We start from the raw sequence: 24,082 nt of genomic DNA on the forward strand, positions 1-24,082 counted from the left end.
CCGCTAATATCATTAACCAGCAATCTCGGAGTAGTTATGATAAGATTATTCTTAATAATTATAACGATGATAGCCTGCTTAAACTCTGGCTGGGCAATAACTCGTTATGGAGAAACGCTCTGTCAGCAATCGGATTATTTCTGCCTTAAAGTTAAATCTGGCGATAGCTGGGAAAAATTATTCCCTAATTCTGAAGCATTAGATATTGTAAAAAGAGTTAATCGCATGAATGTTAGATTACGCCATGGCATGGTCATTGCCATTCCTAAAAATTTAGACCGATTAAGTGTTTATGATGTTTCACCTTTTCCGCGTTATATTGAAGGCAATAATGAAAAAACGATTTATGTTAGTCAGCAAAGGCTAGCTTGGGCAGCCTACGATGAATCAGGCGAATTAGTCTGGTGGGGACCAATTTCTTCAGGCCTTGACAAATGTCCGGGTGTTTATGGCGGCTGTACAACACCAACAGGCTCTTTTCGAGTTATAAGAAAACAAGACCTCGACTGTATTTCTACAGCTTTTCCTAGGCGAGCAGATGGAGATAATGGTGGCGCTATAATGCCCTTTTGTATGCATTTTTTCCGTGGTTATGCTCTTCATGGCAGCGATGAAGTTCCAGGCTACCGTGCAAGTCATGGTTGCATTAGAATGTTTACTGAGGACGCTCGTTGGTTAAATGAAGAATTTGTTGATTTGCCAGGTGGAGGAATGCCAGGCACTCGAGTCGTTATCGACTCTCCTAATGGATAATCAAAGTTAACTTACAAAATTAAGCCAGAAATATAAGGCTAATTACATGCAACAGAAAGAACATCATCAAGCCCTTCGTATTGGTTGGTTACGTGCTGCTGTATTAGGCGCAAATGATGGAATTATTTCTACTGCAAGCTTATTAATGGGTATGGCTGCTGCCCACACCGCTGATAAAGGGATCTTGGTTGCAGGTATTGCAGGGTTAATTGCTGGTGCTATGTCGATGGCTACAGGTGAATATGTATCAGTAAGCTCGCAAGCCGATACTGAAAAATCAGCATTACAACGAGAAAAGAAAGAGCTTGAAGAAAACTTACCTAGCGAGATTGAAGAGCTCACATCTATCTACATTAATCGGGGCTTAGAACACCGTTTAGCAAAAGAAGTTGTGCAACAATTAATGGCCAAAGATGCATTAGGAACCCATGTTCGTGATGAACTAGGCATTACAGAAATAGCAAGTGCCCAACCGCTCCAGGCTGCGCTATTTTCTGCTGGTAGTTTTACCATTGGCGCACTATTACCCTTATTAACCTTTCTTATTGTTCCTCGCTCATACCTCATTCCTGCTATGTCAGTCATGACTATAATTTTTTTAGCACTACTTGGGGCGATTGCTGCAAAGATAGGTGGGGCAAACATCATGTTAGGCGCATTACGAGTCGTAGTTTGGGGAGCAATAGCGATGGCTATAAGTGCAAGTATTGGCTTACTATTAGGTATAGTGATATAAAAAAGAGCTCAATTATTATTAAACTTTAAAATAGATACATTACCTAACTACTGTAACATAGTAAACGAACCTTCTATGCCATGTGCTGCTAACTGCATTTTAAAAGACTCTGTCATCTTTTTGTCCGAGAAAGGCCCAACTTTGACTATAAAGCGCTCTTTATGCTTTTCAATCAAAACTGGCGATGGCGTAAATTTAGTAAGTTTTTTTTGCAATATATTAGCTAAATCTTTAGAAGAAAAAGCACCTGCTTGTACATAATAATGTGCCAAAATTGATTTACCTGGAAAATCAAGCGCCTCTATTTCCACAGGTGCAGTTCCATGGGTCAACAAACCTAATTTGCTCGCTGCTGCATAAGATAAATCAATGATTCGATCCTTACGAAATGGCCCTCTATCATTAACTTTTACAATGGCTTCACGCCCATTGTTTAAATTTTTTACCCTAACATAAGTAGGAAGAGGTAATGTCTTATGTGCAGCCGTCATAGAATACATGTCATAACTTTCACCGCTTGAGGTTCGTTGACTATGAAATTTGGTACCATACCAAGAAGCAATACCTCGCGTTTTATAACCTTTGGCTGTTCTTAATACAGCGTATTTACGTCCTTCCACAGCATAAGTTTCAGGATTACCATAATGGCTTAAAGGTTCATAAATAGGTTTTACATGCTTAAATTTAGTAGGTGGTGGCCCTGGTGGAGCGCCATCATTTATATATGTTGAAGCACGGTTATTAACTAGTTTGGGTTTGCTAGCAACATTCGTAAGCTTAGCTTGCTGTCTTGAAGAAGTTTTTATAAGACGTGGCTGAGGATAACAACCAGCTATCATTATTAATGAAATCAAAATCAATACACGCATTCAGTATACTCTTTAATATTTAATATTAGACTTCTTACGAAACTCGCTGTAGGGAATCATGTAGGATGTAGCAGCGCATAAGACCTAAATACCCATAGAGTACAAGACGATTCAAGCACTACTGCAGCCTGCAAATTAGCTACTACATTAGAGTTTTCCAAAGAAGTCTACTATATACAATGCTTTGTCTGAATAAAATACTTGTCATAGGGAATTGGATGGCTAGTTAAGGCTGTGATACTATGACAACATTTTGGAATAGCGAGTATAAAAATGAGGATTTTACATACTTCCATTAAGCTAGCATTAGCTACATCATTAATTTTAAATTCAACTAACTTTTATGCTAATTCTTCTTTATCAACCGTAGCACCTTCTCCCAGCTCATCAATAGCAAACAAACCTCTTATTACACCTGCGCCTCCCATCATTAATGCTCAAGCTTTTATATTAATTGATGTTAATAGTGGTAAAATAATTGCTGAAAAAAATAGTGAACAAAAATTACCACCGGCCAGTTTAACTAAAATGATGACGCTCTATGTTATTTCAAATGCCCTACGTAATGAACAAATTCATCTTAATGATAATGTACGTATAAGCCATGATGCATGGAAAACCGGTGGTTCACGTATGTTTGTCAAAGAAGGTCAAGAAGTTTCTGTAGAAGACTTACTTAAAGGAATCATCGTTGATTCAGGTAACGATGCTTGTGTAGCTATGGCAGAACATCTAGGTGGTAGTGAACCTGGCTTTGCTGAAATTATGAATCAGCAAGCTCAATTATTAGGCATGAAAAATAGTCATTTCACCGATAGCACAGGTTTACCTGATGAAAAACTATATACTACTGCTAAAGATTTAGCGATTTTAGGTAAAGCCTTAATAAATGATTTTCCACAATATTACCATTGGTATAAGCAAAAATGGTTTACTTTTAATGGCATTCGTCAACCAAATCGCAATCGGTTATTATGGCGAAATAGCCAAGTTGATGGTGTCAAAACTGGTCATACAAGTGAGGCTGGCTTTTGTTTAGTCTCTTCTGCTAAACGCGATAATATGCGTTTATTAGCGGTTGTTATGGGCTCACCGAGTGACTCAATTCGTGCTGATGACAGTGAACGGTTATTAAATTATGGTTTTCGCTTTTATGAAACTCATGAATTGTATAAAGCTAATCAGACAGTTTCAGAGTTACCTATTTATAAAGGCAAGAATAGTAAACTTAATGTGGGTCTGTTACACGATCAAGCTATAACTATCCCTAATGGTCAGTATCAGCGCCTCAGCATTAAAACTCAAATACCTTCCACCATTGAAGCGCCTATAAAAAAAGGCGATCGTATTGGTAATTTAGTTGTTCATTTTGATGATAAAGTCCTAGATACCTATCCTTTATATGCTTTAGAAGATGTACCTACTGGCGGCTTTATTACACGGTGCAAAGATTCCGTACACTTAATGTTTAAACATTGGTTTGGTTGAGGTCTTAATGAATTCTGTTGTCTATTTAAATGGTGAATATTGTCCTGCAAATGAGGCAAAAATTTCTATTTTTGATCGCGGCCTTCTTTTTGGTGATGCTGTCTATGAAGTTATTCCTGTATATAATAGTAAGCCCTACTTCTTAGATTTACATTTAGAGCGATTAAAAACAAATATTAAGAAATTAAAAATCAATTTACCATTTCATAATTGGGATGATATTTTTTTAGAATTAATTCAGCGCAACGGTGGTGGCAATCTGCAACTATATGTGCAGATTACGCGTGGTAATTCAGGCGGGCGTAAACATGATATTCCTCAAAATATAAGCCCTACTTGCTTTGTTTTTACCTTACATAATTCTTACCCTACTTTAGAAGAAAAGCAGCGCGGTTTACATGCAAAATTATTAGAAGATATACGCTGGTTAAGATGCGATATTAAAACAACGTCACTTTTAGGTAATATCTTACTTAATGAAGAAGCTTTATCCTCCGGTGCAAATGTAGCACTACTCGTTCGGGATGGTTTTCTGACTGAAGGAAGCGCTGCAAATGTCTTTATAGCTGATAAACAAGGTATTATTAAAACGCCCCCTTTATCTAACCTTTGTTTACCAGGTGTTACAAGACATATTATTATTGAATTAATTACCGAGCTTAAGTTACCCTTTAAAGAAGAACCTATTTCTGTTGAAGCCATTTTTGATGCAAATGAAGTTTGGATAACGAGTACAACAAAAGAAATATATCCTATCACACTCATTGATGATATACCTGTTGGCACCAACTCACATAGTTCTTTTTGGGTACAATTACATAATAAATATGAACAATTAATAAAAGGTTTTAATGACAGATAAACTAATTATTGAATTCCCCTGTGATTTTCCAATTAAAATTATTGGCATCCATTCTAATAATTTTAATTCAGATATTACAGAAATTATTTTAAAACATTTTCCTAACACAGAAAGTAATCGGATAACTTATAAAACGAGTGAAAAAGGAAATTATGCTGCTATTACAGCAACAGTGTATCCTACCTGTCAGCAAGAGTTAGATGCACTTTACCGAGAACTTACTCAATATCCTGGCATAAAGATGGTGTTATGATGTTGATAATTCGTCATTTAGGTCTCCAAGACTATCTTTCTACTTGGGAAAAAATGAAACAGTTTACACTCAGTCGTGTACCTACAACAATAGATGAATGTTGGCTACTTGAGCATCCAGCAGTTTATACTCAAGGACAAGCAGGTAAAGCAGAGCATATCATTAATCCTGGCAATATTCCGATAATTCAATCAGATAGAGGTGGGCAAGTAACCTATCATGGACCAGGCCAAATTGTAGCGTATCTATTAATGGATCTTAATAGGCGAGGCTTAAGCATTCGAGCTTTAGTTAACCACTTGGAGCAAATTTTGATTTCACTTCTCACACAGCACAGTATTTTAGCAGCGACTCAAGAAAAAGCACCTGGTGTTTATGTTGATGGAAAAAAAATAGCGTCTCTCGGGTTGCGGGTAAAAAATGGCTGTACTTACCATGGCATTGCTTTAAATGTAAATATGGACTTAACCCCTTTTGCTGGGATTAATCCCTGTGGTTTTGATAAGTTAAAAATGACACAAATAAGTGACTATGTACCTGATATTAATTTTGCAGAGATTAATAATCAATTAGCAGAACTACTTTCAAGCTCCTTTAATTAACACACTATGCAATTATTTTCAGAATATGTACAACCTATTACTCACTGGCTTGAGAATCATCCTCATTGGGCCTTGCTGTTTACGTTTCTTGTTTCCTTCTCTGAGTCTTTAGCAATTGTTGGTAGTATTGTTCCTGGTTCAGTAACTATGACCGCCGTAGGTATATTAGCCGGATCAGGCATAATGCGGGTAGATTTAACGTTGTTAGCAGCTATTTTAGGCGCCATTGGTGGCGATAGTTTTAGTTATTTATTAGGTTATATTTTTAAAGATCGAATACGGAACATGTGGCCTTTTAGCAAAAAACCTACCTGGCTTACCTATGGTCAAAATTATTTCCAACGTCATGGCGGGAAAAGCGTTTTATTAGGCCGTTTCATAGGTCCCCTACGTTCCCTTATTCCTCTTATTGCCGGCATGATGCATATGAGTCAATGGCGTTTTTTGACAGCCAATGTGTTATCAGCTATTGGTTGGTCCATTTTATATGTTATGCCCGGCGTGTTTATTGGCGCCGCCAGTAGTGAGCTGTCACCTGAGATAGCTACGCGTTTATTTATAGTTGTTTTAATTTTTCTAGCAGCGTTATGGATTGTTTCTATTAGTATTAAATGGTTAATTACTAAATTAAATTATTTTTTACGTATTCAACTCCATGATTTTTGGACTTGGTCAGGCAAACATCCAAGGCTTGCGAAGTTGATTCAATTTTTAACGCCTCCAGGTGAAAGCAAGCATTATCAAACAGCTTCATTATGTTTGGGATTTGTCTTAAGTTTTTTCCTTTTTTGTTTATTAAGTTTCTTTGTTAGTCATGGTATAGGACATAAATCACTTGATGAACCTATTCACTTTTTCCTACAAAGTTTAAAAACCTATCCTTTTGATGTGTATTTTATTAGCGTAAGTCAATTTGTTAGTAATTTTAGCTTAGTAACGCTATTTCTATTTATTTCTTTCATAACTATTTTCTTTAGAGATAAGCGAACCTTTATTTTTTGGCTCAGTATTAATTTAACCTGCGCTATATTGTTATTAATTACTCATTTTTGGATTGAGAGCCCTAGGCCTACTGATCTTTTAGAAATTAAGTCAAGTAATTCTTATCCTGCTATTCATTTAACATTTGCAACGGCTCAATTTATGGGAATTATTTTATTCCTTAATAAATATGGCAAATGCCGCTTTAATCAATTTCTAACTGTTTTGTTACCTATTATTTTACTTAGTGCAGGCATTGCCTATATCTATCTAGGCGATAACTGGGTAATGGATATACTAGGTTCATATCTCGCTGGCCTAAGTATTACTTTATTTTATTGGCTTTTATATCGACGTCATGGCAGGCCTTTAGAATATAAAGGCTTTTTATCACCAGTTTTATTCTTAATGTTAATTTTAGGAACGACTATCTCTTTAATATTTAATTTTGATCCAGCTGTTCGTTCTCATCAGGTATATTTAGCACAATATGTTTTAACAGATGATGCATGGTGGAACCAGCAAAAAAATTTATTACCAATTTATCGAACTAATCGATTTGGTAAACGTATTAGTTTATTTAATATTCAATATGCGGGGATATTAAAGCATTTAGAAGCTGCCTTATTAAATGCAGGATGGCGAAAAGAAAATGAATCTTTTTTTAAGTCATTTGTTAAACGAATTAGTGGCGGCCATTCTTCCTTAGACTCACCACTTATGGCACAACTCTATTTAAATAGAAAACCAACTTTGGTGATGACTTATCAACCTGACTCTAATGGCGCAGCTGTCATTTTAAGAATCTGGCGTTCAAATTATCATTTAAAAAATTTTTATCAACCTATTTGGCTTGGATCAGTTAATGTTTACTCTACAGCAAAGAATGAAACAAGTAATGTAGCTGCTATAGATTATGTTAGCGCCTCTTTGACACACTTTTTACAAAAACGTAATATTGTACAAATTAGTTTGCCTCGCAAATTAAGGCGCGCTCCGTACTCTGTTGAACCGGTTATTTTATTAATTAAGGAAAATTTACCTCCTTTAAATGAGAATAGTAAATAGAAATTTTCCTAATGAGGGCTTTCATTATAACTTATCCTTATACTATGATTTTATAGTAGATGGACAGAAAGGAAATTAAGATGAATTATGTTAGGGATTCAATCCATATTATTTTGCCCTTAATAAGTATATTTTTACTCATACTAGGAATTAGGTATAAATATAAGAACTATGTTATTTTAGCGCTGTGGGTAACAGTTATTTCTATTGCCCTTCACTATCACCTGGCTGGTGGAGAGATACTTGGTTATTACTTTGACTATATACAAGCTTTTATTTATTCAATAAATCTTTTAACTTTACTTGCTTGTATCCTTTACTTAATTTTTTATTTTGGTAGTGAAACAAGAGCCTTTCGTTATATCAGTAGTCTACTTGGCGCTATTTCCATTATTGGTATTGGCTTACTACTCATTAATCTTTGGATTAATGCCTCGTTTATAGAAAACAGAATGCCGGGTACACCTATTCTGCAAGTAGCTGCTTTTAAAAAGTTAGATTACTGTTCTTATCGATATGTATTTTATAAAATAAGTCAGGATGGTACCTTAAAATTTATGTGCCCAAATTATTATGGATTAATCCCTGCTGTAGGTGTTTTAACTTCGGCCCCTGATTTTATTTTAAGACAGCTACCACCTAATTTGCAGAAGAAATTTCAAAGCGCAAATTTAATAAAGCATCATCCTCAGATAACAGTTTAAATAATCTATTTTTTAAAATGACCAGAATGCCTACGTTCCGAGACTTATTTGTGGAACGTAGAGTCTAACATTTTGCTTAATGGATCCCGTGAACAAGCTGACTGCGTTGATACATCATTACTTGAATCATAAATGTCTTTCCCGCGTAGGCGGGAATCCATGTACAAGTTAGCCTCATTCCTCATTAAAGGATAGATCCCCGCTTGCGCGGGGATGGCAAATAGTTTGTAAGGGATAACTTAGATACATTTTAGCTACGGTTAGCTCTTAAAATTATTTACGTAACAATACTGACTGTTTGCGGAATCTAGAATTTTTGGCTGACGTGACAAGTCGCAACCTATAGACTTACTTGAGCAACCGTAAGATATTTACATGCTCTAGGCACAAAAGGAAACGCGAAGTGATGTTCTAATGTTTAATAATTTTTGATAACATGCTGAAAAATCTTTTTTCTTAGTATTATGCGCTTCTTAGTTTTCTGCCTCCTAGCAATCTTAAGTAGCTTTGTACTTGGCATGGCTCCAAAAGTAAATTGGGATAAAGCAGTTGATAATGCCATCATTCGTTATGGACTTCGTACTGAACCTGAAATGATTCGTTTTTTTGATAAAGCCCATGTTAGCTATCCTCCTAAAGAAATCGCTCTTCTTACGTTTAAAAAAGAAAGAAAAATAGAGCTATGGGCAAAAAATGATAATCAACCATGGCATTTTATTCATACCTATTCTTTAACAGCTTTCAGTGGCCGTCTGGGACCTAAATTAAAAGAGAGAGATGGGCAAATTCCAGAAGGCGTATATCGCTTAGTTACTTTTAATCCTTTCAGTAATATGCACCTATCTATGATGATCGATTATCCTAATCATTTTGATCGTCTGCAGGCCAGTAAAGATGGGCGACACAACTTAGGCAATAATATTTTCCTACATGGCAAATCTTTTTCTGTAGGCTGTCTAGCAGTTGGTGATTGGGCAATTGATCAACTCTTTCTCTTAACGCGACGTGTTGGATTAAATCACGTTAAACTAATCATAGCACCTAATGATTTACGTATTGGTAAGGCAGCAACTTCAAACTTTGCTCAACCACGCTGGCTGCCCGAATTATATAAACAGATTCATACAGCACTTAATGAATTTCCTAGCTCAAGGAAATATATTTAAATGTGTTCTAATTAAAAGCATTATATTTTTGATTGGGGTCGCGTCTGAATGCCGCGAATAAGTCGCGGCACGTAGAAGTGCGAAGCTAAATTACACTAAGCATCTCTTAAGCTTTAATTCTAGCTTGATTAGCTTAACTTTACTCATGTTCCGGGGCTACAACAAATATTCCAGGTGCATTGCGCAAATATTCATTATAATCCATTCCATAACCAAATATATAATGATCATCTACATGGAGGCCCACAAAATCTGCATTTTCCAAGCCGTTCGGATCACGTTTATGATGCTTATCAACTAGCACTGCACTATAAACTTTTGCAGCACCCATTGCCTCTACATTTTTAATAATGGCAGCTAAAGTAAGCCCCCCATCAAGAATGTCATCAATAACTAGAACTGTGCGTCCTGTTAAGTTAAGGCTTGGCTTAACTTTCCATACCAAGTCACTCGCTTTAATATCGCCCTTATATCGAGTAGCGTGAACATAATCCACTTCTAATGGGAAGTCTAATCTAGGTAAGAGATTTCCCATAGGGATTAATCCGCCAATCATTACGCATAAGATAATAGGATTTTTATCATAAAGCTCCTGATGTATATTAATTGCCATCCTGTCAAGAGCGGCTTCTACCTCTTTAGTTGTATATAAACAAGTAGATTTTTCATAAACTTCTTTAATTTTGCTTGGAATCGACATTTAAGGACCTACTACTTTGATGGTTAATTAACGCTTTTCAGGTACAGGAAATAGGCTAACTGTACTATCTTTTCCTGACTTCTCTTTAACTTTCCCCACTCCTTGTTTACTAACTTCATCTATTCTATAGATAAAATGCATAGGAATAAATGTCCGTTTGACACTACCAAACTCAAGCTTTAAACGTTCCTCAGAAGGATCAACAACTAGAGAAGTGTTTTCACCAAAAACAAATTCTTCAACTTCGAGAAAGCCAAACATTTCACTTTCACAAATCTTACGCGCATAAATTTCATAAACCACATCTTGATTGGCGAAAATTAAACGGTATAAAGATTTTTTGGACATTAAATATAACCAGAAAATTAAATGGCTACATTATACAGCGAAAACTTATTTTTCCTACCTTCTCTTGTCAAGAAACTTAATGTTTACATGTAGGTTGAAGCGCAACCGGATTGGCACTAATTAAGGCCTCTTTATCAGTTTCTAGAGAAATTGGACCGATTAAATTTTCTTCCAATTTCCGCATAACCAAGCAATAAAAACCTGCAGGAAAAGGCGAAATCATTTTTCCTATTTCATTAAAAATCTCGAATCTTGCTAGCCATTTTTCTGACTTACAAGGCGGTATATAATAGAAAGTAGATAAATGGCATTGCATGTAGCCCCGACGCAACATAGCCCGCTTAACTGACAAAATGGAAACGGGTTTACCTAATAGGACCTGAAAATCTTTTTTACTGGTTTTACGTAACCAGTATGCCCATAGACTAAATGGATTTATACCAAAAAAAATAACATAACCTAAAGGCTTCAGTACCCGATCAATTTCATCAAATATATTCTTTGATCCCAGAATCTCTAAAGTTAATGGCGCAATAAGACAATCAATACTATCCCTATCTAATGGCAGTTGATTAAGTAACGTTACAGCAGTAGAAGTATTATTTAAATAAGGTGTTACCAGCCATTTATGTTGAAAACGAAGCTTATAAAAAAAATTATCGCCCAAACTTCCTAATTGTAGCAATGTGTCCCCATGAAGAAGCTCTTTAAGAGGACTTAATTCTGCAAAAAAGGCTTTATTAACATCGCCTCCCTGCTTAGTTGAGCACCAATCCTTTAAAGCATGAAATTTACTTCGCTGTTCCTCTAAAGACAAAATGGCGTCCTAGGCAATAAATTTATCTTTTTACCACAGAGGCTATAATACAGCAAGTTCCATCATTAAGAATAAAGCTTTAAAAGCTAGCAAAATCAATGGAACCAATAATACATAAGCTTTTTCAAATTTACTTATCTGGCTGAATTTTAAGCCTAAAAGATACAGAAAGAATATTAATGGTAATAAATTTAGCAAATAATATAAAGGGTTATAGAGTTTGTTAATTTTAAATCTGGGCTTTGAGAAAAGATTTTATTAAAGCTAATAAGAGTAAGTCCTTATTTTTATTTTAATTCTTTTATATATTTAATGCACTCTAACATAATTTTGTCTAAAATTAAGCATAGGATTATAAAAAGCCAACTACGCTATGAAAGCAACATCAGAGGACCAGTCCTTGCAAGGAATTGCCCAATTAATGGTGCATGAAAATCTTCTAGATAAGGTTAAAGCCTTAGAGTATCAGCGTATTGCTCAAAATAATCGCCAAACATTACTGCAATATCTTGTCTCTAATCATATTTTAGAATCAAGTAGAATAGCCTTAATTATTGCGAAAAATTTTGGTGTTCCTTTATTAGACTTAGATAGTATCGACCCAGATATTATCCCGATTTCTCTTGTTAATGATAAGTTAATTGGACGTCATTGTATTATTCCTCTCTATACACACGGTAATCATTTATATTTAGCAACTGACGATCCAAGTAAACAAACAGCCTTAAAAGAAGTCCAATTTCATACAGGCTTACATACCAACGCCATTGTGGTTGAAACAGATAAATTAGCTAAATTAATTGATAAGTTTCTCTATGAGAAGGAAAATGAAGGATTAGCTAGCTATGGTGCCAGCGACGAGGGCTACGAAGGTATAGAAATTAATTCAGGTGAAGAAGAGCCTGAAGAAAATACACTTAAACAGGAAGATGCGCCCATCGTAAGATTTGTCAATAAAATTATTTTAGAAGCTATAAAAAAAGGGGTTTCTGATATTCATTTTGAGCCTTTTGAGAAAGATTATCGCATTCGTTATCGTTTAGATGGCATTTTAACAGAAGTAGCAATGCCCCCAGCTAGCTTAGCAAGCAGAATAACCTCAAGAATCAAAGTTATGTCTAACTTAGATATTTCAGAGAGACGTGTACCACAAGATGGTCGTTTTAAAATGAGGCTATCTAAATCACGCGCTATTGATTTTCGAATTAGTACCTGCCCTACTGTGGGCGGTGAAAAAGTAGTTATGCGTATTCTAGATCCAAGCGCTACCAAACTTGGCATCGAATCACTAGGATTTAATCCTGTTCAAAAACAGCATTTTTTACAGACCATAGAAAAACCGCAAGGGATGATTCTAGTTACAGGTCCAACAGGTAGCGGTAAAACTGTTACGCTTTATACAGCTTTAAATCTGCTTAATACACAAGAAGTTAATATCTCTACTGCCGAAGATCCTGTAGAAATTAAACTGCAAGGCGTTAACCAAGTCAATATTAACCCTAAAGCCGGACTAACCTTTTCTGGCACATTACGGGCCTTCTTACGTCAAGACCCTGATATTATCATGGTTGGAGAAATCAGGGACTTAGAAACAGCAGAAATTAGTATTAAAGCCGCACAAACAGGACATTTAGTACTATCTACATTACACACGAACAGTGCCGCGGAAACCTTAACACGCTTAAGTAATATGGGGGTTCCAACTTTTAATATTGCTAGCTCTGTAAGTCTAATTATTGCTCAACGTTTAGCCCGGCGTTTATGCGATCAATGCAAGTCAATACGAGATGATTTAACGCCTCAAAGCTTAGTCGAGCTAGGATTTAGCGAAAAAGAAGCCCAAAGTATACAATTATATAAAGCAATGGGTTGTCATTATTGTTCAAATAAAGGTTATAGAGGACGAATTGGTCTTTTTGAAGTTATGCCAATGTCAAAAGAAATTGGCAAAGTTATTATGTCTGGCGGTAATTCATTTGATATTTTACGCCAAGCTCAAGCAGAAGGATTAACCACAATCTATCAAGCTGGACTTGAAAAAATTAAAGAAGGTATTACAACACTTGAAGAGGTCAATCGAGTAACAATTGAGTAAAATTTATGGATAAAACTAAAACTACAGTTGATACATATCGTTGGGAAGGAGTAAACCGTTCAGGCCAAAAGGTAAGTGGTTTAATTGAGTCCAATAGTATTGCTATTGCTAAAGCTAGCTTAAGAAAACAAGGCATTATTACTAATAAAGTAATTAAAAAACGTAAATCACTTTTTGATAAAAAGAAACGTAAGATTACCACTGCCGATATTACCGCTTTTACTCGCCAACTAGCGACTATGCTTAATGCAGGCATACCCCTTATACAATCTTTTGATATTATTGCACGAGGTCAAACCAACCAAAAAGTTAAGACTCTTATTGAAGAAATAAAAAAGGATGTGGAATCAGGGTTAACATTAACAGAAGCGTTAAAAAAGCATCCTAAATTTTTTAATGAACTTTATTATAATTTAGTCGATGCCGGCGAGAAATCAGGTTCACTTGATATTATGCTTGCTAAAATTGCTACTTATAAGGAAAAAATAGAAAAAATTAAGAAAAAAATTAAAAAGGCCCTAACCTATCCAATAGCGGTGGTTATTATAGCTTTTTTAGTTACGGCTGCATTATTAATTTTTGTGGTACCGCAATTTGAATCCCTTTTTAAGGGTTTCGGCGCCGATTTACCTGCCTTAACAAGAGGTGTTATTAGTTTGTCTGAATTCTTTCAAGCTTATTGGTATATCATCTTTGGGGTCATTGGTATAGCTATATTTGCTTTTATTCGGGCAAAGAATACTTCCCCTCATTTTGCCCATACAATTGATCGGCTAATGCTTAAATTTCCCATTATTGGGACTATTTTACAGAAAGCAGCAATTGCGCGTTTTGCGCGAACATTATCAATCACGTTTGCAGCAGGACTACCTTTAGTGGATGCTTTACGTGCGGTTGCTGGCGCAACTGGTAATATTATTTATGCGCAAGCAACAGATAAAATTCGCGAGGAAGTTTCAAATGGCCAGCAAATTCGTGTAGCCATGGATAATACTCATTTATTTCCAAGTATGGTTGTTCAAATGATTGCAATTGGTGAAGAATCAGGTGCGCTAGAACAAATGCTTTCAAAAGTAGCTGACTTTTATGAGGAAGAAGTTGATAATGCTGTAGATTCCTTAAGTAGCTTAATTGAACCTATTATTATGTCAATATTAGGAATTCTTGTAGGGGGGTTAGTCGTTGCTATGTACTTACCTATCTTTAAACTAGGCTCAGTGGTCTAATGGTGATTTTCGATAATCAATTTATAGAATTAAACAGTCCTTTATTTTATTTTTTTATTGCTCTTCTAGCACTCATTATTGGTAGCCTATTAAATGTTATTATTTACAGGCTTCCTATAATGCTAAAACAAGAGCAGTTGGCTGATTGTGCTGATTTATTAAATTTACCTGAAGTCAAAGATAAAAATATTAATCTTTTTATGCCTCGATCGTTTTGTCCTAACTGTCATAAAACAATTAAAGCTATTCATAATATTCCTATTATTAGTTACCTTTTTTTACGGGGTCGTTGCCATTCTTGTCGTACTTCTATTCCTTGGCGTTACCCGCTAATTGAACTATCCAGTATGTTGTTAGCTTCATATGCAAGCTGGCATTTTGGCTTTAACCTTTCTTTAGTTTTTGCTTTATTATTTATTTGGATAAATATTTGTTTAATTTTTATTGATCTTGATCATCAATTATTGCCTGACAGTTTAACTTTACTTTTATTATGGCTTGGTTTAATTGCTAATACCCAAGCTTTATTTATATCGTTACCTAATGCCGTATTAAGTGCTGCTGGCGCTTATTTATTACTCTGGTTATTAATAAAAACCTATTATCTTATTACTGGTAAAATCGGCATGGGCCATGGTGATTTTAAATTGTTCGCCGCTTTTGGAGCCTGGTTTGGTTGGACAGCATTACCTTTAATACTTCTATTTTCATCTATCACAGGTACTATAATTGGTTTAATTTATTTAAATTTTAAAAAACAATCTAAGAATACACCTATTTCTTTTGGGCCATTCCTTTGCCTTGCAGGACTTATTACCTTATTTTGGGGACAAAAAATCCTTACTTGGTATTTAAATTACTGGCATTAAAATAGTTAAAAAAAATATTTAATTTAAATTTACCATTAGCTTTTATTACGATGCTTCGCTAATGCTGAGAAAAATTCAGGTTTATTAAGTCCTATTTCTGCAAAGATTTGTGGAACTTTATCCCAGCTATTTTCTTTATCAATACTTTCAACGATAAGGTCAAAGCCTTTTCTCTTGTCAGAATCAACACCCCAACCATTGATATAGCAAAGGCCTCGTAAACGTTTTGCCTTAATATGACCTAAATTATCTGCAGCTAACAAATAAGCATGAGCTTCTTCATATAGTTGTTGCTGCTGGCGTTTATTACTAAGATTTGCAAATAATTCTTCCTGTTCTATTTTCTCGCGGAATTTTCCCTCCTCTAGAAGTTTGCTACCTAATATATACTGTGCCTCAACAGAATCTAAAGAGGCCGCAGCGCGGTAACATTCATCTACCATAACTTCGGCAAAAGGAAATTTTTTTCTGTTTTTTACCGAGCGATAAATTTTAGCCAGATTCATGTATAGATTAATTTCTTTTGCGATCGCTTCGTCAGAGGTAGGATTAAGTGCACGATCATGCTTCAAAGCTTTAATCTTTTTTTTCATGGAGCGGATAGTAAATCGAGTAAAAAAATTCATGAATATCTCCTACTAAGTTGGCGGAGGTACAGAAATTAACCAATGCAAGGTATATATACCACTAATAATTAGCACTATAAAAATCAATATTTGTAAAATTACTAACCAAGTCTCTTTACTACTATTTTTTATAGTATTTTTTCGAGGGCTGTTTTCTTCTGCTGTAGTCAAGCCATATAATTCATTTTCTATAGAATTTGAGGTTAGATAAGCAATAAACGTAGCTAAAATAGCCGGCAAGAAAAAAATTAAAAAAACAATAGTATGAGCCCCTATATCGCTAAAATTATAATGTTGTTTAAGGTTTTCACTCCAAATATAAATAAAGGATGGAACATTATAATGAAGGTGCCAAATTAAATTGGGTAAAATAAAAAGCGAAAAAATAAGCAAAGATAAACCAGCAACTAAGCTAATTATACTAATAATAAATAAAGTTTTATTATGCTGGTATCTATCATATTCCATAATTTCACCTACAAGCTTCAGCCAATTAATCAAAAATTGTATAGCCTTTTTTTACCTCTAATAATTTAATTATTGTCGCTATTTGCTGTTTTGTAATCCTATTTTTTGATAAAGGAGGCAATTTATCAATAGAAAAAAAGCTAATGTCAATAATTTCATGATCACTGGCAAATTGACCACCTAGTACTTCACACTCAAAGATACATTTATAAGTGTATGGCCAGTGAGGTGGATGCTCATGTCGCGCTGTATCCCAGAGAGCAAGGAGCCTTGTAGCTCTACATAGTAAGCCCGTTTCTTCTTGAACTTCTTTTACAATACATTCTGAGGGTGATAAATTTACATCAGCCCAACCTCCAGGTAAAGACCATTTGCCATCTTGTTTTTCTCGTACAAACAATAATTTATTTTCTTTAAAAATCACTGCCCTAACATCAATTTTAGGTGAAGCATACCCAGATTCAGCTAAAAATTTTACCTTTAAGGCACTTGCCTCTTCATCTTTTATAGTAAATAACTTTGCTGCTACACCCATCAATTGCTTATAGCGCTCTCTATCATAAATATCATTACAATAAGATAGCCCGGTTTGTGCAATAGCTTGTATTTCATTAGCAATAGCTAGTAGATTTTTGGTATTTAAAAAGGTTTCTTTCATAGTTTGTTTAGATGATTTACCATGTTGGTTTTTCAAACACTTTAAAGTCGAAATCAATTTAAAGAAGCGCCCTATAAGTAATATATAAACATTTTAGCGCTAATTTCCTGCTGCCATTTAAGGAAAGAGCCGTTTGAAAGAACTTTATTTGCCCTCTTTGAAAACCTGGTTCAAAGAAGTCTGTTATTCAAAATAGCAGAAGAAATGTTGGTTGCCAAGCAATACTCAATTTGGCATTAAATTCCATTTGCTATAGCTTTATATCCTTCATTTCCTGTTATGATAGAAATTGATTAAATTGGTGGATTTTTCATGAAACGTCATGCATTTATAATTTCAGATGGAACTGGAATTACAGCTGAAAACTTAGCGCATAGCTTACTAACTCAGTTTAGTAATATTGAATTTGAGAAACATATTACACCCTATATTGATACTTTACCAAAAGCTCAAACAGCTGTTGAGCAAATTAATCGCATTTTTGCAGAAACAGGTATTAAACCTTTAGTGTTTATGACTTTAATTAACTCTGATATAACAAATACTATTAAACAAGCAAATGCTTGTGTATTAGATTTATTTAATACTTTTCTTGGTCCCTTAGAAAAAGAATTAGGTGAAAAATCATCTTATACTGTAGGACGAGCGCATGGGTTCTCCCAAGCTTATACTTATCGAATTATTGCGGTTGATTATGCGTTAGCACATGATGATGGCATAAAAATAAAAGGCTATGAACAAGCTGATATTATTCTAATAGGTGTTTCTCGCTGCGGTAAAACACCAAGTTGTTTATATATGGCACTGCATTTTGGCATTCTTGCAGCTAATTATCCTTTTACTGAAGATGAGTTAAACTATTCACGCCTGCCTGAATGCTTACGCCCTTATAAAAATAAATTATTTGGCTTATCTATCGAGCCAGAAAGACTACAGCAAATACGTACTGAACGCAGACCTCATAGCCGTTATGCTTCTGCTGAGCAATGCCGGTTAGAAGTTGCCGAAGTAGAAGTGATGTATAAACGGGAAAATATTCCTTACCTAAATACCACTCGTTATTCTGTAGAGGAAATAGCGACCAAAATTATTAGTATAGCAGGGATACCACGTAAGTTTTGAGTACATTTATACGAGAATAATGTTGGGCCAGCTGGCCCAACCTATCACATACGATTAATTAGTAGTTTGCCAAAGTGACATAAAATCAGTAACAGGTAACGTACTTAAGACATTCGTGTCATTCATGATTTTGGCAATTTCATTAAATTTTTCATTACTAAAGCGGCTCTTAAGATTACGCTCAAATTTTTCTAATAAAACAGGTATGCCTTCTTGCCGACGACGTTTATGACCAATTGGATATTCGACTGTAATCAAATCGGTTTCACTATCATCTTTAAAAATTATTTTAAGGCTATTAGCAATAGAACGTTTCTCCGGATCATGATAATCCTTTGAAAACTGCTGATTTTCTGTGACAACCATTTTTGCTCGTAACTCATCAATACGAGGATCAATAGCTACGCTATCTTCATAATGTTCCGCTTTTAAATTACCATAAATTAAACCTACAGCTATCATGTATTGCAAACAGTGGTCTCTATCTGCTGGATTATGCAGTACTCCTTGCTTACTAATAATTCTTATGGCTGATTCATGAGTTATTATTTCAACGCGCGCAATACTATCTAATTTTTCTTGCACTTGTGGATGCAATTTAACAGCACATTCAACAGCTGTCTGAGCATGGAATTCAGCAGGGTAGGATAATTTAAACAAAACATTTTCCATTACATAACTGCTATAGGACCTTTGGAATTTAAATTCATTTTGCTTGAATAAGACATCATAAAAGCCCCATTTAGGTGCTGTTAAAGCACTTGGATAGCCCATTTCCTTTTGCTTTGCTATTAACGCCAACCTAACTGCTCGTGATGTAGCATCACCGGCAGCCCAAGATTTTCTTGAGCCTGCATTAGGCGCATGCCGATAGGTCCTTAGACTTTGACCGTCTACAAAAACTTGAGAAAGAGCACTTAACATCATGTCACGATCGCATCCTAACAGCCAACTTGCAACAACAGTACTAGCGATCTTAACTAAAAAAACATGATCAAGTCCAACTCGATTAAAACTGTTCTCAAGGGCAAGACATCCTTGGATTTCATGTGCCTTAATCATTGCAGTAAGCACATCATACATAGAAAGACCTGGACGGCCTTTATTTTGAGCTTGACGACTTACATAGTCTGCTACAGCAAGGATAGCACCTAAATTATCCGATGGATGACCCCATTCAGCTGCTAACCAAGTATCATTAAAATCAAGCCATCTAATCATAGCACCAATGTTAAAAGCGGCTTGAACAGGATCTAGTTCATAACTTGTACCTGGAACTCGTGCGCCTCCAGGAAAATCTGCACCCGGAACGATAGGTCCTAATAATTTTGCACACTCAGGAAAATTAAGAGCTAATATGCCGCAGCCTAAAGTATCCATTAGACAAAAGCGCGCCGTTTCATAAGCCGTGACACTGTCAATCTGATAATTTAAAACATAGTCAACAATATCGACAATAACCTGATCATACTCAGGCTTAATATTATCTTCAACATAGGTATTCATTTATTCTCTATCCTTAATAGCTACAAAAGGACGTGGTGCAGGGCCTGTATATTCTGAACTTGGCCTAATCAAACGATTATCTGCTCGTTGTTCAAAAACGTGGGCTGCCCAACCTGTAATTCGTGACATAACAAAAATAGGTGTAAATAAGGGCGTCGGTATATCTCCATAATGGTAAGCAGAAGCACTATAAAAATCTAAATTAGGAAATAATTTCTTTTCTCGACGCATAACTAATTCAACGTGTTCAGAAATTTCAAATAATAAAGTATCTTTTTTGGCTTGTGCTAATTTTTTTGACCAAGCCTTAATAATATCAGAGCGTGGATCAGAGTCTTTATATACCCGATGTCCAAATCCCATAATTTTTGCTTTGTTAGCTAACATAAGCATTAATTTTTCTTCAGCGTCATCTGGCGATTTAAATTGTTCTAATAATTCCATAGCAGCCTCATTTGCTCCGCCATGTAAAGGTCCTCGTAGGGTGCCTATTGCTGAAGTAATTGCAGAATAAAAATCAGCCAAAGTAGCAGCCGTTACTCTAGCTGCAAAAGTAGATGCATTAAACTCATGCTCAGCATATAAAATCAAAGAAACATCCATCATTTGCCGCTCAAGCTCAGTCGGCTCTCGACCGTGGAGTAATGAAAGAAAATGACCTCCAACCGTTTTTTCCTCACTTAAACCATTAATTTCTTTACCATGAAAATGGTAGATATACCAAAAACACATAATCCCAGGAAATAACGCAAGTAACCTGTCAGCAATATCATACTGTTGAGAAAACTCTTGCTCTGGTTCTAATGTGCCTAAAACTGAGCAGGCAGTGCGGAGTACATCCATAGGATGAGCTTGCTTTGGAATAAGCTTTAACACATTTATTAAAATAGTTGGTATATGCCTTAAGCCAATAAGCTTTTCCGTATAAGTATTTAATTCATTTTGATTGGGCAGGCGACCATAATGGAGTAAGTATGCTACCTCTTCAAAAGAAGCTCGTTCAGCTAAATCATCAATAGAATATCCACGATAATTTAGGCCACTTCCTTCTTGCCCTACAGTAGCAATAGCTGATTGTCCAACAATAACGCCAGCCAATCCGGCTGTATTATTTACCATCTTGTTCCTCCATTAATTGATCTAACTGCCTTTCATAATTATGGTAACCTAATACTTCATAGAGTTCATTCCTTGTCTGCATAGCCTCAAGCATTTTTACTTGCGTCCCGTCAGCTAATAATGTTTTATAAACTGCTAGAGCAGCTTTAGACATGGCTCGAAAAGCACTTAAAGGATAAAGAATTAATTTTATACCTACTTCAGCTAACTCTTGGGTAGTAAACATCGGCGTTTTACCAAACTCAGTAATATTTGCTAAAACGGGTACCCTAACAGCTTGGGTAAACTGCCGATAATCTGCTAAAGAGGTAATCGCTTCAGCAAAAATCATATCCGCACCTATTTCAGCATAATACTGGGCTCTCTCAATTGCGGCATTTAACCCCTCCATTGCACAGGCATCGGTTCTAGCCATAATAACAAAATTTTCATCTATGCGTGCATCGACTGCAGCTTTAATTCGGTTGCCCATTTCAGTTTTCGAAACCACTTCTTTATTAGGCCTATGTCCGCAACGTTTAGCAAGCACTTGATCTTCAATATGAATAGCAGCTACACCAGCGCTTTCCATAAGCTTTATCGTACGCGCAATATTAAAAGCATGTCCCCAGCCTGTATCAACATCAACTAATAATGGCAAAGAAGACGCTTGAACAATACGTCGCACATCTTCCAAAACATCTGTTAAATTTGTCATACCTAAATCAGGTAGGCCATAAGAGGCATTAGCAACACCTGCGCCTGAGAGATAAATTGCCTGACACCCAGCCTGCTCAGCTAACATGGCACAATATGCGTTAATAGTTCCTACAATTTGCAAGGGAGGTTGTTTTGCAACTAACTCACGAAAGACCCGTCCTTTTGAACTAACCATTACCTAGTTCCTTTTAGTCAGTAAATGAACTTTTTATCATGACATTAAACTGATGGCAACTTAAAGTTATGGCAGCATAATTTAAGAAATAAATCTGATGCTAAGATAAGATTTTAAATCTAGACCAAGCTATTTGAATTGAAGTAAAAATCAGGCAACAGGAAAATTTTTACATTGAATTAAATAAGAGGCATAAAAATGCCTCTTATTTGCTAAGCCTATTACTTGGGTGAAACTTCTTTCCACCAACTTGTTTTAGTCTCAGTAGCCCAATGCTGGTCACGCATACGTGAAACAAATGCTTCAGTTTTCTCAGGTGTAGAAGAGTCTTGATTAAGTTTAATACACCAATCCCAATCACCCATAGTGGACCACATTTTTTCTACGCCGTCCCATTTTGCCATAGCATTTATTTCAGACCAAGGCTTATTTGTTTTCATAAAAATTACGCTATTCCATGCTTTCATTTTAGTCCTCATTAAAAAATTAATAAAAGCTGAAGTTATATATAACTTCAGCTTATTTAGCTTAGTCTAATTCTTTAAATCTTGCTAAATTTTAGTAAGGCTTATTTCACTTGCATAAGAAATTAAATTTATTCAAAATTAGAGGCTAACTAATTTGCTAGTATTTATTAATGAAAAAAGGATTTTTTCTAGCTTGTGCTGCATGGCTCCTACCCTTGACCTCTTTTGCTGCTCAAACTGAAGTAGCTAAAAGTTGGAATACTGTAACTTTTAATATAAAGCACAATAACTACCGCTTTTATTTAGAGCCACAATTACGTATTCAAGATGCACCAAATAAATTAGATCAAGTACTAAATAATGTAGGGTTAGGCTATCTTATTACTCCGACACTAACCTTATGGGCAGGAACAACATCACTGATTATTGGTTCATTATCTGATGAGATACCGCATAGTAGAGAGTTTAGAATTTGGCAGCAAATAAGCACATCACATAAAATTCAACAATACGATTTACAATGGCGGACAAGGCTTGAAGAACGTAAACGAGAACACTTTTCTGATTTAAATTATCGTCTGCGCACTCGATTAACTGTTGAGCACCCTTTCTATAAAGTCTTTAGCGTAGTCTGGTATGATGAATTTTTTATCAATTTAAATAGACCTATTTGGATTACTAGCAAAAGGGCCGATCAAAATCGATTCTTTATTGGCATGGATTATCAAGCTACTAAAACTTGGACAGTAGGATTGGGCTATTTGAATCAATACATTTTTACTAAGCTACCTATAATAGGCCATGTTGCTTCACTTCATCTTAAGTGGGAAAATAATTAAGCAAAAAAATCTGTCTTAAATGACAAGTTGGCCTTTTAGATACCACCTACAATAGCCTGACATATAAACTCGTTTATCTTTTACCTCACAAAAAATATCTCCTTTACGCTCTAAACCTTGTATGGCATGTAACTGGCTTTTACCTAGTCGGTTTGACCAATAAGGTGCTAATACACAATGCGCGGAGCCTGTAACTGGATCTTCAGCAATATTATGTTTAGGATAAAAGCATCGTGAATAAAAATCCGCTTCACTACTTACACTAGATAAAATTAATCCGCGTTTAGGTAAATTAGATAATATAATTAAGTTAACTTGTGCCTGCGTAACATGCCCTTCTTCGGCAAAAATGGCTAAATAGTCTAATTCACTTTCATATAATTCAATGATTGGTTGATCTACGACCGACTTAATTAGCTCTGCATCTTTAGAATGTTGATAAGTAAGACGTGGAAAGTCTAATGTATAGAGTGCACCTCGCTTTTCTACGCTAATAGCACCACTTAAACTAGAAAACTCAATAGTATCTTTTACAGTTTTACCTAACTCAAACAAAACAAATCCTGCCGCCAACGTTGCATGCCCACATAAACTAACCTCACCTTTAGGAGTAAACCAACGAATAGATAGGCCAAAAGGATCCTCTATAATAAAAGCGGTTTCAGAAAGATTATTTTCAGAAGCAATAGCCTGCATTAATTCATCGTTAAGCCACTGATCAAGAAGACATACAGCTGCAGGATTACCATGAAATATTTTATCGGTAAATGCATCTATTTGAAAAATTTCAATACAGTCCATGACTGACCTCTAAAATTGAACTTTAGAGTTCTAACTTAACTTGTAAATTTTACTTTAGCGTAAAT

26 protein-coding genes are annotated in these 24,082 nt (G+C 35.4%); 14 read left to right on the top strand and 12 right to left on the bottom strand.

All coding sequences use genetic code 11. The features are described from left to right. Positions 1-36: 36 nt before the first annotated feature. Both DYH30_RS08605 and DYH30_RS08610 read left to right on the top strand, forming a co-directional pair. Complete coding sequence (locus DYH30_RS08605; RefSeq protein ID WP_115331270.1) at positions 37-753, top strand: L,D-transpeptidase; 717 nt, start codon at positions 37-39, stop codon at positions 751-753. Positions 754-799: 46 nt separating this feature from the next. Beyond that, a complete protein-coding gene (locus DYH30_RS08610; protein WP_115331271.1) occupies positions 800-1,489 on the top strand; it encodes a VIT1/CCC1 transporter family protein in 690 nt (229 codons plus the stop codon). A 47-nt stretch (positions 1,490-1,536) separates the two neighbouring features. Here the strand turns inward: DYH30_RS08610 and DYH30_RS08615 are convergent, their stop codons facing one another. Then, positions 1,537-2,358 carry a septal ring lytic transglycosylase RlpA family protein gene (locus DYH30_RS08615; protein WP_115331272.1) on the bottom strand — a complete coding sequence of 274 codons (822 nt, stop codon included), beginning with the start codon at positions 2,356-2,358 and terminating at the stop codon, positions 1,537-1,539. A 273-nt stretch (positions 2,359-2,631) separates the two neighbouring features. Here DYH30_RS08615 and DYH30_RS08620 point away from each other — a divergent pair, with 273 nt between their 5' ends. The 7 genes from DYH30_RS08620 to DYH30_RS08650 all read left to right on the top strand — a co-directional run bounded on the left by DYH30_RS08620 (position 2,632) and on the right by DYH30_RS08650 (position 9,482). Next, a complete protein-coding gene (locus DYH30_RS08620) occupies positions 2,632-3,846 on the top strand; it encodes a D-alanyl-D-alanine carboxypeptidase family protein (protein ID WP_115331273.1) in 1,215 nt (404 codons plus the stop codon). A gap of 7 nt (positions 3,847-3,853) precedes the next feature. Continuing rightward, the gene (locus DYH30_RS08625) at positions 3,854-4,708 is read left to right on the top strand and encodes a D-amino acid aminotransferase (protein ID WP_115331274.1); all 855 of its coding nucleotides are present in this window, start codon (positions 3,854-3,856) and stop codon (positions 4,706-4,708) included. Next, positions 4,698-4,961 carry a YbeD family protein gene (locus tag DYH30_RS08630; protein ID WP_115331275.1) on the top strand — a complete coding sequence of 88 codons (264 nt, stop codon included), beginning with the start codon at positions 4,698-4,700 and terminating at the stop codon, positions 4,959-4,961. Before DYH30_RS08625 ends, DYH30_RS08630 begins: the two co-directional genes overlap by 11 nt. Positions 4,962-4,963: 2 nt before the next feature. Further along, on the top strand, positions 4,964-5,563 hold the full coding sequence (lipB, locus tag DYH30_RS08635) for a lipoyl(octanoyl) transferase LipB (protein ID WP_115332535.1): 600 nt from the start codon (positions 4,964-4,966) through the stop codon (positions 5,561-5,563). A gap of 6 nt (positions 5,564-5,569) precedes the next feature. Further along, positions 5,570-7,612, top strand: a complete 2,043-nt coding sequence (locus DYH30_RS08640; RefSeq protein ID WP_115331276.1) for a VTT domain-containing protein — start codon at positions 5,570-5,572, stop codon at positions 7,610-7,612. An 80-nt stretch (positions 7,613-7,692) separates the two neighbouring features. Then, positions 7,693-8,316: a type I secretion system protein LssZ gene (locus tag DYH30_RS08645; RefSeq protein ID WP_115331277.1), complete on the top strand. Its 624-nt coding sequence runs from the start codon at positions 7,693-7,695 to the stop codon at positions 8,314-8,316. Between the two features lie 518 nt (positions 8,317-8,834). Next, entirely contained in the window at positions 8,835-9,482 is a 648-nt protein-coding gene (locus DYH30_RS08650) for a L,D-transpeptidase family protein (RefSeq protein WP_115331278.1), read from the top strand. Positions 9,483-9,621: 139 nt separating this feature from the next. Here the strand turns inward: DYH30_RS08650 and DYH30_RS08655 are convergent, their stop codons facing one another. From DYH30_RS08655 to DYH30_RS08665, 3 genes are all read right to left on the bottom strand, one after another. Continuing rightward, the gene (locus DYH30_RS08655) at positions 9,622-10,182 is read right to left on the bottom strand and encodes a hypoxanthine-guanine phosphoribosyltransferase (RefSeq protein ID WP_115331279.1); all 561 of its coding nucleotides are present in this window, start codon (positions 10,180-10,182) and stop codon (positions 9,622-9,624) included. A gap of 27 nt (positions 10,183-10,209) precedes the next feature. After that, positions 10,210-10,530: a DUF1820 family protein gene (locus tag DYH30_RS08660; protein ID WP_115331280.1), complete on the bottom strand. Its 321-nt coding sequence runs from the start codon at positions 10,528-10,530 to the stop codon at positions 10,210-10,212. Between the two features lie 76 nt (positions 10,531-10,606). Then, positions 10,607-11,347, bottom strand: a complete 741-nt coding sequence (locus DYH30_RS08665) for a methyltransferase domain-containing protein (RefSeq protein WP_115331281.1) — start codon at positions 11,345-11,347, stop codon at positions 10,607-10,609. Positions 11,348-11,720: 373 nt separating this feature from the next. Here DYH30_RS08665 and pilB point away from each other — a divergent pair, with 373 nt between their 5' ends. From pilB to DYH30_RS08680, 3 genes are read left to right on the top strand one after another with little or no spacing between them, the layout of a single operon-like run. After that, entirely contained in the window at positions 11,721-13,442 is a 1,722-nt protein-coding gene (gene pilB, locus DYH30_RS08670) for a type IV-A pilus assembly ATPase PilB (protein WP_115331282.1), read from the top strand. A 5-nt stretch (positions 13,443-13,447) separates the two neighbouring features. Further along, positions 13,448-14,668 (top strand): type II secretion system F family protein, encoded by a 1,221-nt coding sequence (locus DYH30_RS08675; protein WP_115331283.1) that lies wholly within the window; start codon positions 13,448-13,450, stop codon positions 14,666-14,668. Then, on the top strand, positions 14,668-15,537 hold the full coding sequence (locus tag DYH30_RS08680) for a prepilin peptidase (RefSeq protein WP_115331284.1): 870 nt from the start codon (positions 14,668-14,670) through the stop codon (positions 15,535-15,537). Before DYH30_RS08675 ends, DYH30_RS08680 begins: the two co-directional genes overlap by 1 nt. Before the next feature lie 35 nt (positions 15,538-15,572). On the opposite strand, the gene DYH30_RS08685 is transcribed toward DYH30_RS08680, so the two are convergent. From DYH30_RS08685 to DYH30_RS08695, 3 genes are read right to left on the bottom strand one after another with little or no spacing between them, the layout of a single operon-like run. After that, positions 15,573-16,163, bottom strand: coding sequence for an SEL1-like repeat protein (locus tag DYH30_RS08685; RefSeq protein ID WP_115331285.1), 591 nt, complete (start codon positions 16,161-16,163; stop codon positions 15,573-15,575). Positions 16,164-16,175: 12 nt separating this feature from the next. Then, a complete protein-coding gene (locus tag DYH30_RS08690) occupies positions 16,176-16,631 on the bottom strand; it encodes a hypothetical protein (RefSeq protein WP_131740630.1) in 456 nt (151 codons plus the stop codon). Between the two features lie 25 nt (positions 16,632-16,656). Further along, positions 16,657-17,346: an NUDIX hydrolase gene (locus tag DYH30_RS08695; protein ID WP_242604675.1), complete on the bottom strand. Its 690-nt coding sequence runs from the start codon at positions 17,344-17,346 to the stop codon at positions 16,657-16,659. A 255-nt stretch (positions 17,347-17,601) separates the two neighbouring features. On the opposite strand from DYH30_RS08695, the gene ppsR reads away from it, so the two are divergent. Further along, entirely contained in the window at positions 17,602-18,411 is an 810-nt protein-coding gene (gene ppsR / locus DYH30_RS08700) for a posphoenolpyruvate synthetase regulatory kinase/phosphorylase PpsR (protein WP_115331287.1), read from the top strand. Between the two features lie 54 nt (positions 18,412-18,465). On the opposite strand, the gene DYH30_RS08705 is transcribed toward ppsR, so the two are convergent. The 4 genes from DYH30_RS08705 to DYH30_RS08720 all read right to left on the bottom strand — a co-directional run bounded on the left by DYH30_RS08705 (position 18,466) and on the right by DYH30_RS08720 (position 22,377). Next, on the bottom strand, positions 18,466-19,917 hold the full coding sequence (locus DYH30_RS08705; RefSeq protein WP_115331288.1) for a bifunctional 2-methylcitrate dehydratase/aconitate hydratase: 1,452 nt from the start codon (positions 19,915-19,917) through the stop codon (positions 18,466-18,468). Further along, positions 19,918-21,036, bottom strand: a complete 1,119-nt coding sequence (gene prpC / locus DYH30_RS08710; RefSeq protein ID WP_115331289.1) for a bifunctional 2-methylcitrate synthase/citrate synthase — start codon at positions 21,034-21,036, stop codon at positions 19,918-19,920. Continuing rightward, the gene (gene prpB, locus DYH30_RS08715) at positions 21,026-21,910 is read right to left on the bottom strand and encodes a methylisocitrate lyase (RefSeq protein ID WP_115331290.1); all 885 of its coding nucleotides are present in this window, start codon (positions 21,908-21,910) and stop codon (positions 21,026-21,028) included. The genes prpC and prpB overlap by 11 nt, the downstream gene beginning before the upstream one ends. Before the next feature lie 221 nt (positions 21,911-22,131). Continuing rightward, on the bottom strand, positions 22,132-22,377 hold the full coding sequence (locus DYH30_RS08720) for a hypothetical protein (protein WP_115331291.1): 246 nt from the start codon (positions 22,375-22,377) through the stop codon (positions 22,132-22,134). A gap of 170 nt (positions 22,378-22,547) precedes the next feature. Between DYH30_RS08720 and DYH30_RS08725 the strand changes: the two genes are divergently transcribed. Continuing rightward, positions 22,548-23,216, top strand: a complete 669-nt coding sequence (locus DYH30_RS08725) for a DUF2490 domain-containing protein (protein WP_115331292.1) — start codon at positions 22,548-22,550, stop codon at positions 23,214-23,216. A gap of 15 nt (positions 23,217-23,231) precedes the next feature. Here the strand turns inward: DYH30_RS08725 and DYH30_RS08730 are convergent, their stop codons facing one another. Beyond that, a complete protein-coding gene (locus tag DYH30_RS08730; protein ID WP_115331293.1) occupies positions 23,232-24,017 on the bottom strand; it encodes a PhzF family phenazine biosynthesis protein in 786 nt (261 codons plus the stop codon). Between the last annotated feature and the right edge of the window lie 65 nt (positions 24,018-24,082).

Source organism: Legionella busanensis (assembly GCF_900461525.1).
Lineage (GTDB): Bacteria > Pseudomonadota > Gammaproteobacteria > Legionellales > Legionellaceae > Legionella_C > Legionella_C busanensis.

Excerpts from the sequence above, each read along its gene's own strand:
- DYH30_RS08690 (WP_131740630.1), bottom strand. The coding sequence starts at position 16,631 with ATGGAATATGATAGATACCAGCATAATAAAACTTTATTTATTATTAGT.
- DYH30_RS08605 (WP_115331270.1), top strand. The coding sequence starts at position 37 with ATGATAAGATTATTCTTAATAATTATAACGATGATAGCCTGCTTAAAC.
- DYH30_RS08680 (WP_115331284.1), top strand. The coding sequence starts at position 14,668 with ATGGTGATTTTCGATAATCAATTTATAGAATTAAACAGTCCTTTATTT.
- DYH30_RS08610 (WP_115331271.1), top strand. The coding sequence starts at position 800 with ATGCAACAGAAAGAACATCATCAAGCCCTTCGTATTGGTTGGTTACGT.
- DYH30_RS08655 (WP_115331279.1), bottom strand. The coding sequence starts at position 10,182 with ATGTCGATTCCAAGCAAAATTAAAGAAGTTTATGAAAAATCTACTTGT.
- DYH30_RS08730 (WP_115331293.1), bottom strand. The coding sequence starts at position 24,017 with ATGGACTGTATTGAAATTTTTCAAATAGATGCATTTACCGATAAAATA.
- DYH30_RS08685 (WP_115331285.1), bottom strand. The coding sequence starts at position 16,163 with ATGAATTTTTTTACTCGATTTACTATCCGCTCCATGAAAAAAAAGATT.
- DYH30_RS08640 (WP_115331276.1), top strand. The coding sequence starts at position 5,570 with ATGCAATTATTTTCAGAATATGTACAACCTATTACTCACTGGCTTGAG.
- prpB (WP_115331290.1), bottom strand. The coding sequence starts at position 21,910 with ATGGTTAGTTCAAAAGGACGGGTCTTTCGTGAGTTAGTTGCAAAACAA.
- DYH30_RS08720 (WP_115331291.1), bottom strand. The coding sequence starts at position 22,377 with ATGAAAGCATGGAATAGCGTAATTTTTATGAAAACAAATAAGCCTTGG.
- DYH30_RS08630 (WP_115331275.1), top strand. The coding sequence starts at position 4,698 with ATGACAGATAAACTAATTATTGAATTCCCCTGTGATTTTCCAATTAAA.
- ppsR (WP_115331287.1), top strand. The coding sequence starts at position 17,602 with ATGAAACGTCATGCATTTATAATTTCAGATGGAACTGGAATTACAGCT.
- DYH30_RS08645 (WP_115331277.1), top strand. The coding sequence starts at position 7,693 with ATGAATTATGTTAGGGATTCAATCCATATTATTTTGCCCTTAATAAGT.
- DYH30_RS08660 (WP_115331280.1), bottom strand. The coding sequence starts at position 10,530 with ATGTCCAAAAAATCTTTATACCGTTTAATTTTCGCCAATCAAGATGTG.
- DYH30_RS08620 (WP_115331273.1), top strand. The coding sequence starts at position 2,632 with ATGAGGATTTTACATACTTCCATTAAGCTAGCATTAGCTACATCATTA.
- DYH30_RS08725 (WP_115331292.1), top strand. The coding sequence starts at position 22,548 with ATGAAAAAAGGATTTTTTCTAGCTTGTGCTGCATGGCTCCTACCCTTG.
- DYH30_RS08705 (WP_115331288.1), bottom strand. The coding sequence starts at position 19,917 with ATGAATACCTATGTTGAAGATAATATTAAGCCTGAGTATGATCAGGTT.
- DYH30_RS08650 (WP_115331278.1), top strand. The coding sequence starts at position 8,835 with ATGGCTCCAAAAGTAAATTGGGATAAAGCAGTTGATAATGCCATCATT.
- prpC (WP_115331289.1), bottom strand. The coding sequence starts at position 21,036 with ATGGTAAATAATACAGCCGGATTGGCTGGCGTTATTGTTGGACAATCA.
- DYH30_RS08625 (WP_115331274.1), top strand. The coding sequence starts at position 3,854 with ATGAATTCTGTTGTCTATTTAAATGGTGAATATTGTCCTGCAAATGAG.
- DYH30_RS08675 (WP_115331283.1), top strand. The coding sequence starts at position 13,448 with ATGGATAAAACTAAAACTACAGTTGATACATATCGTTGGGAAGGAGTA.
- pilB (WP_115331282.1), top strand. The coding sequence starts at position 11,721 with ATGAAAGCAACATCAGAGGACCAGTCCTTGCAAGGAATTGCCCAATTA.
- DYH30_RS08615 (WP_115331272.1), bottom strand. The coding sequence starts at position 2,358 with ATGCGTGTATTGATTTTGATTTCATTAATAATGATAGCTGGTTGTTAT.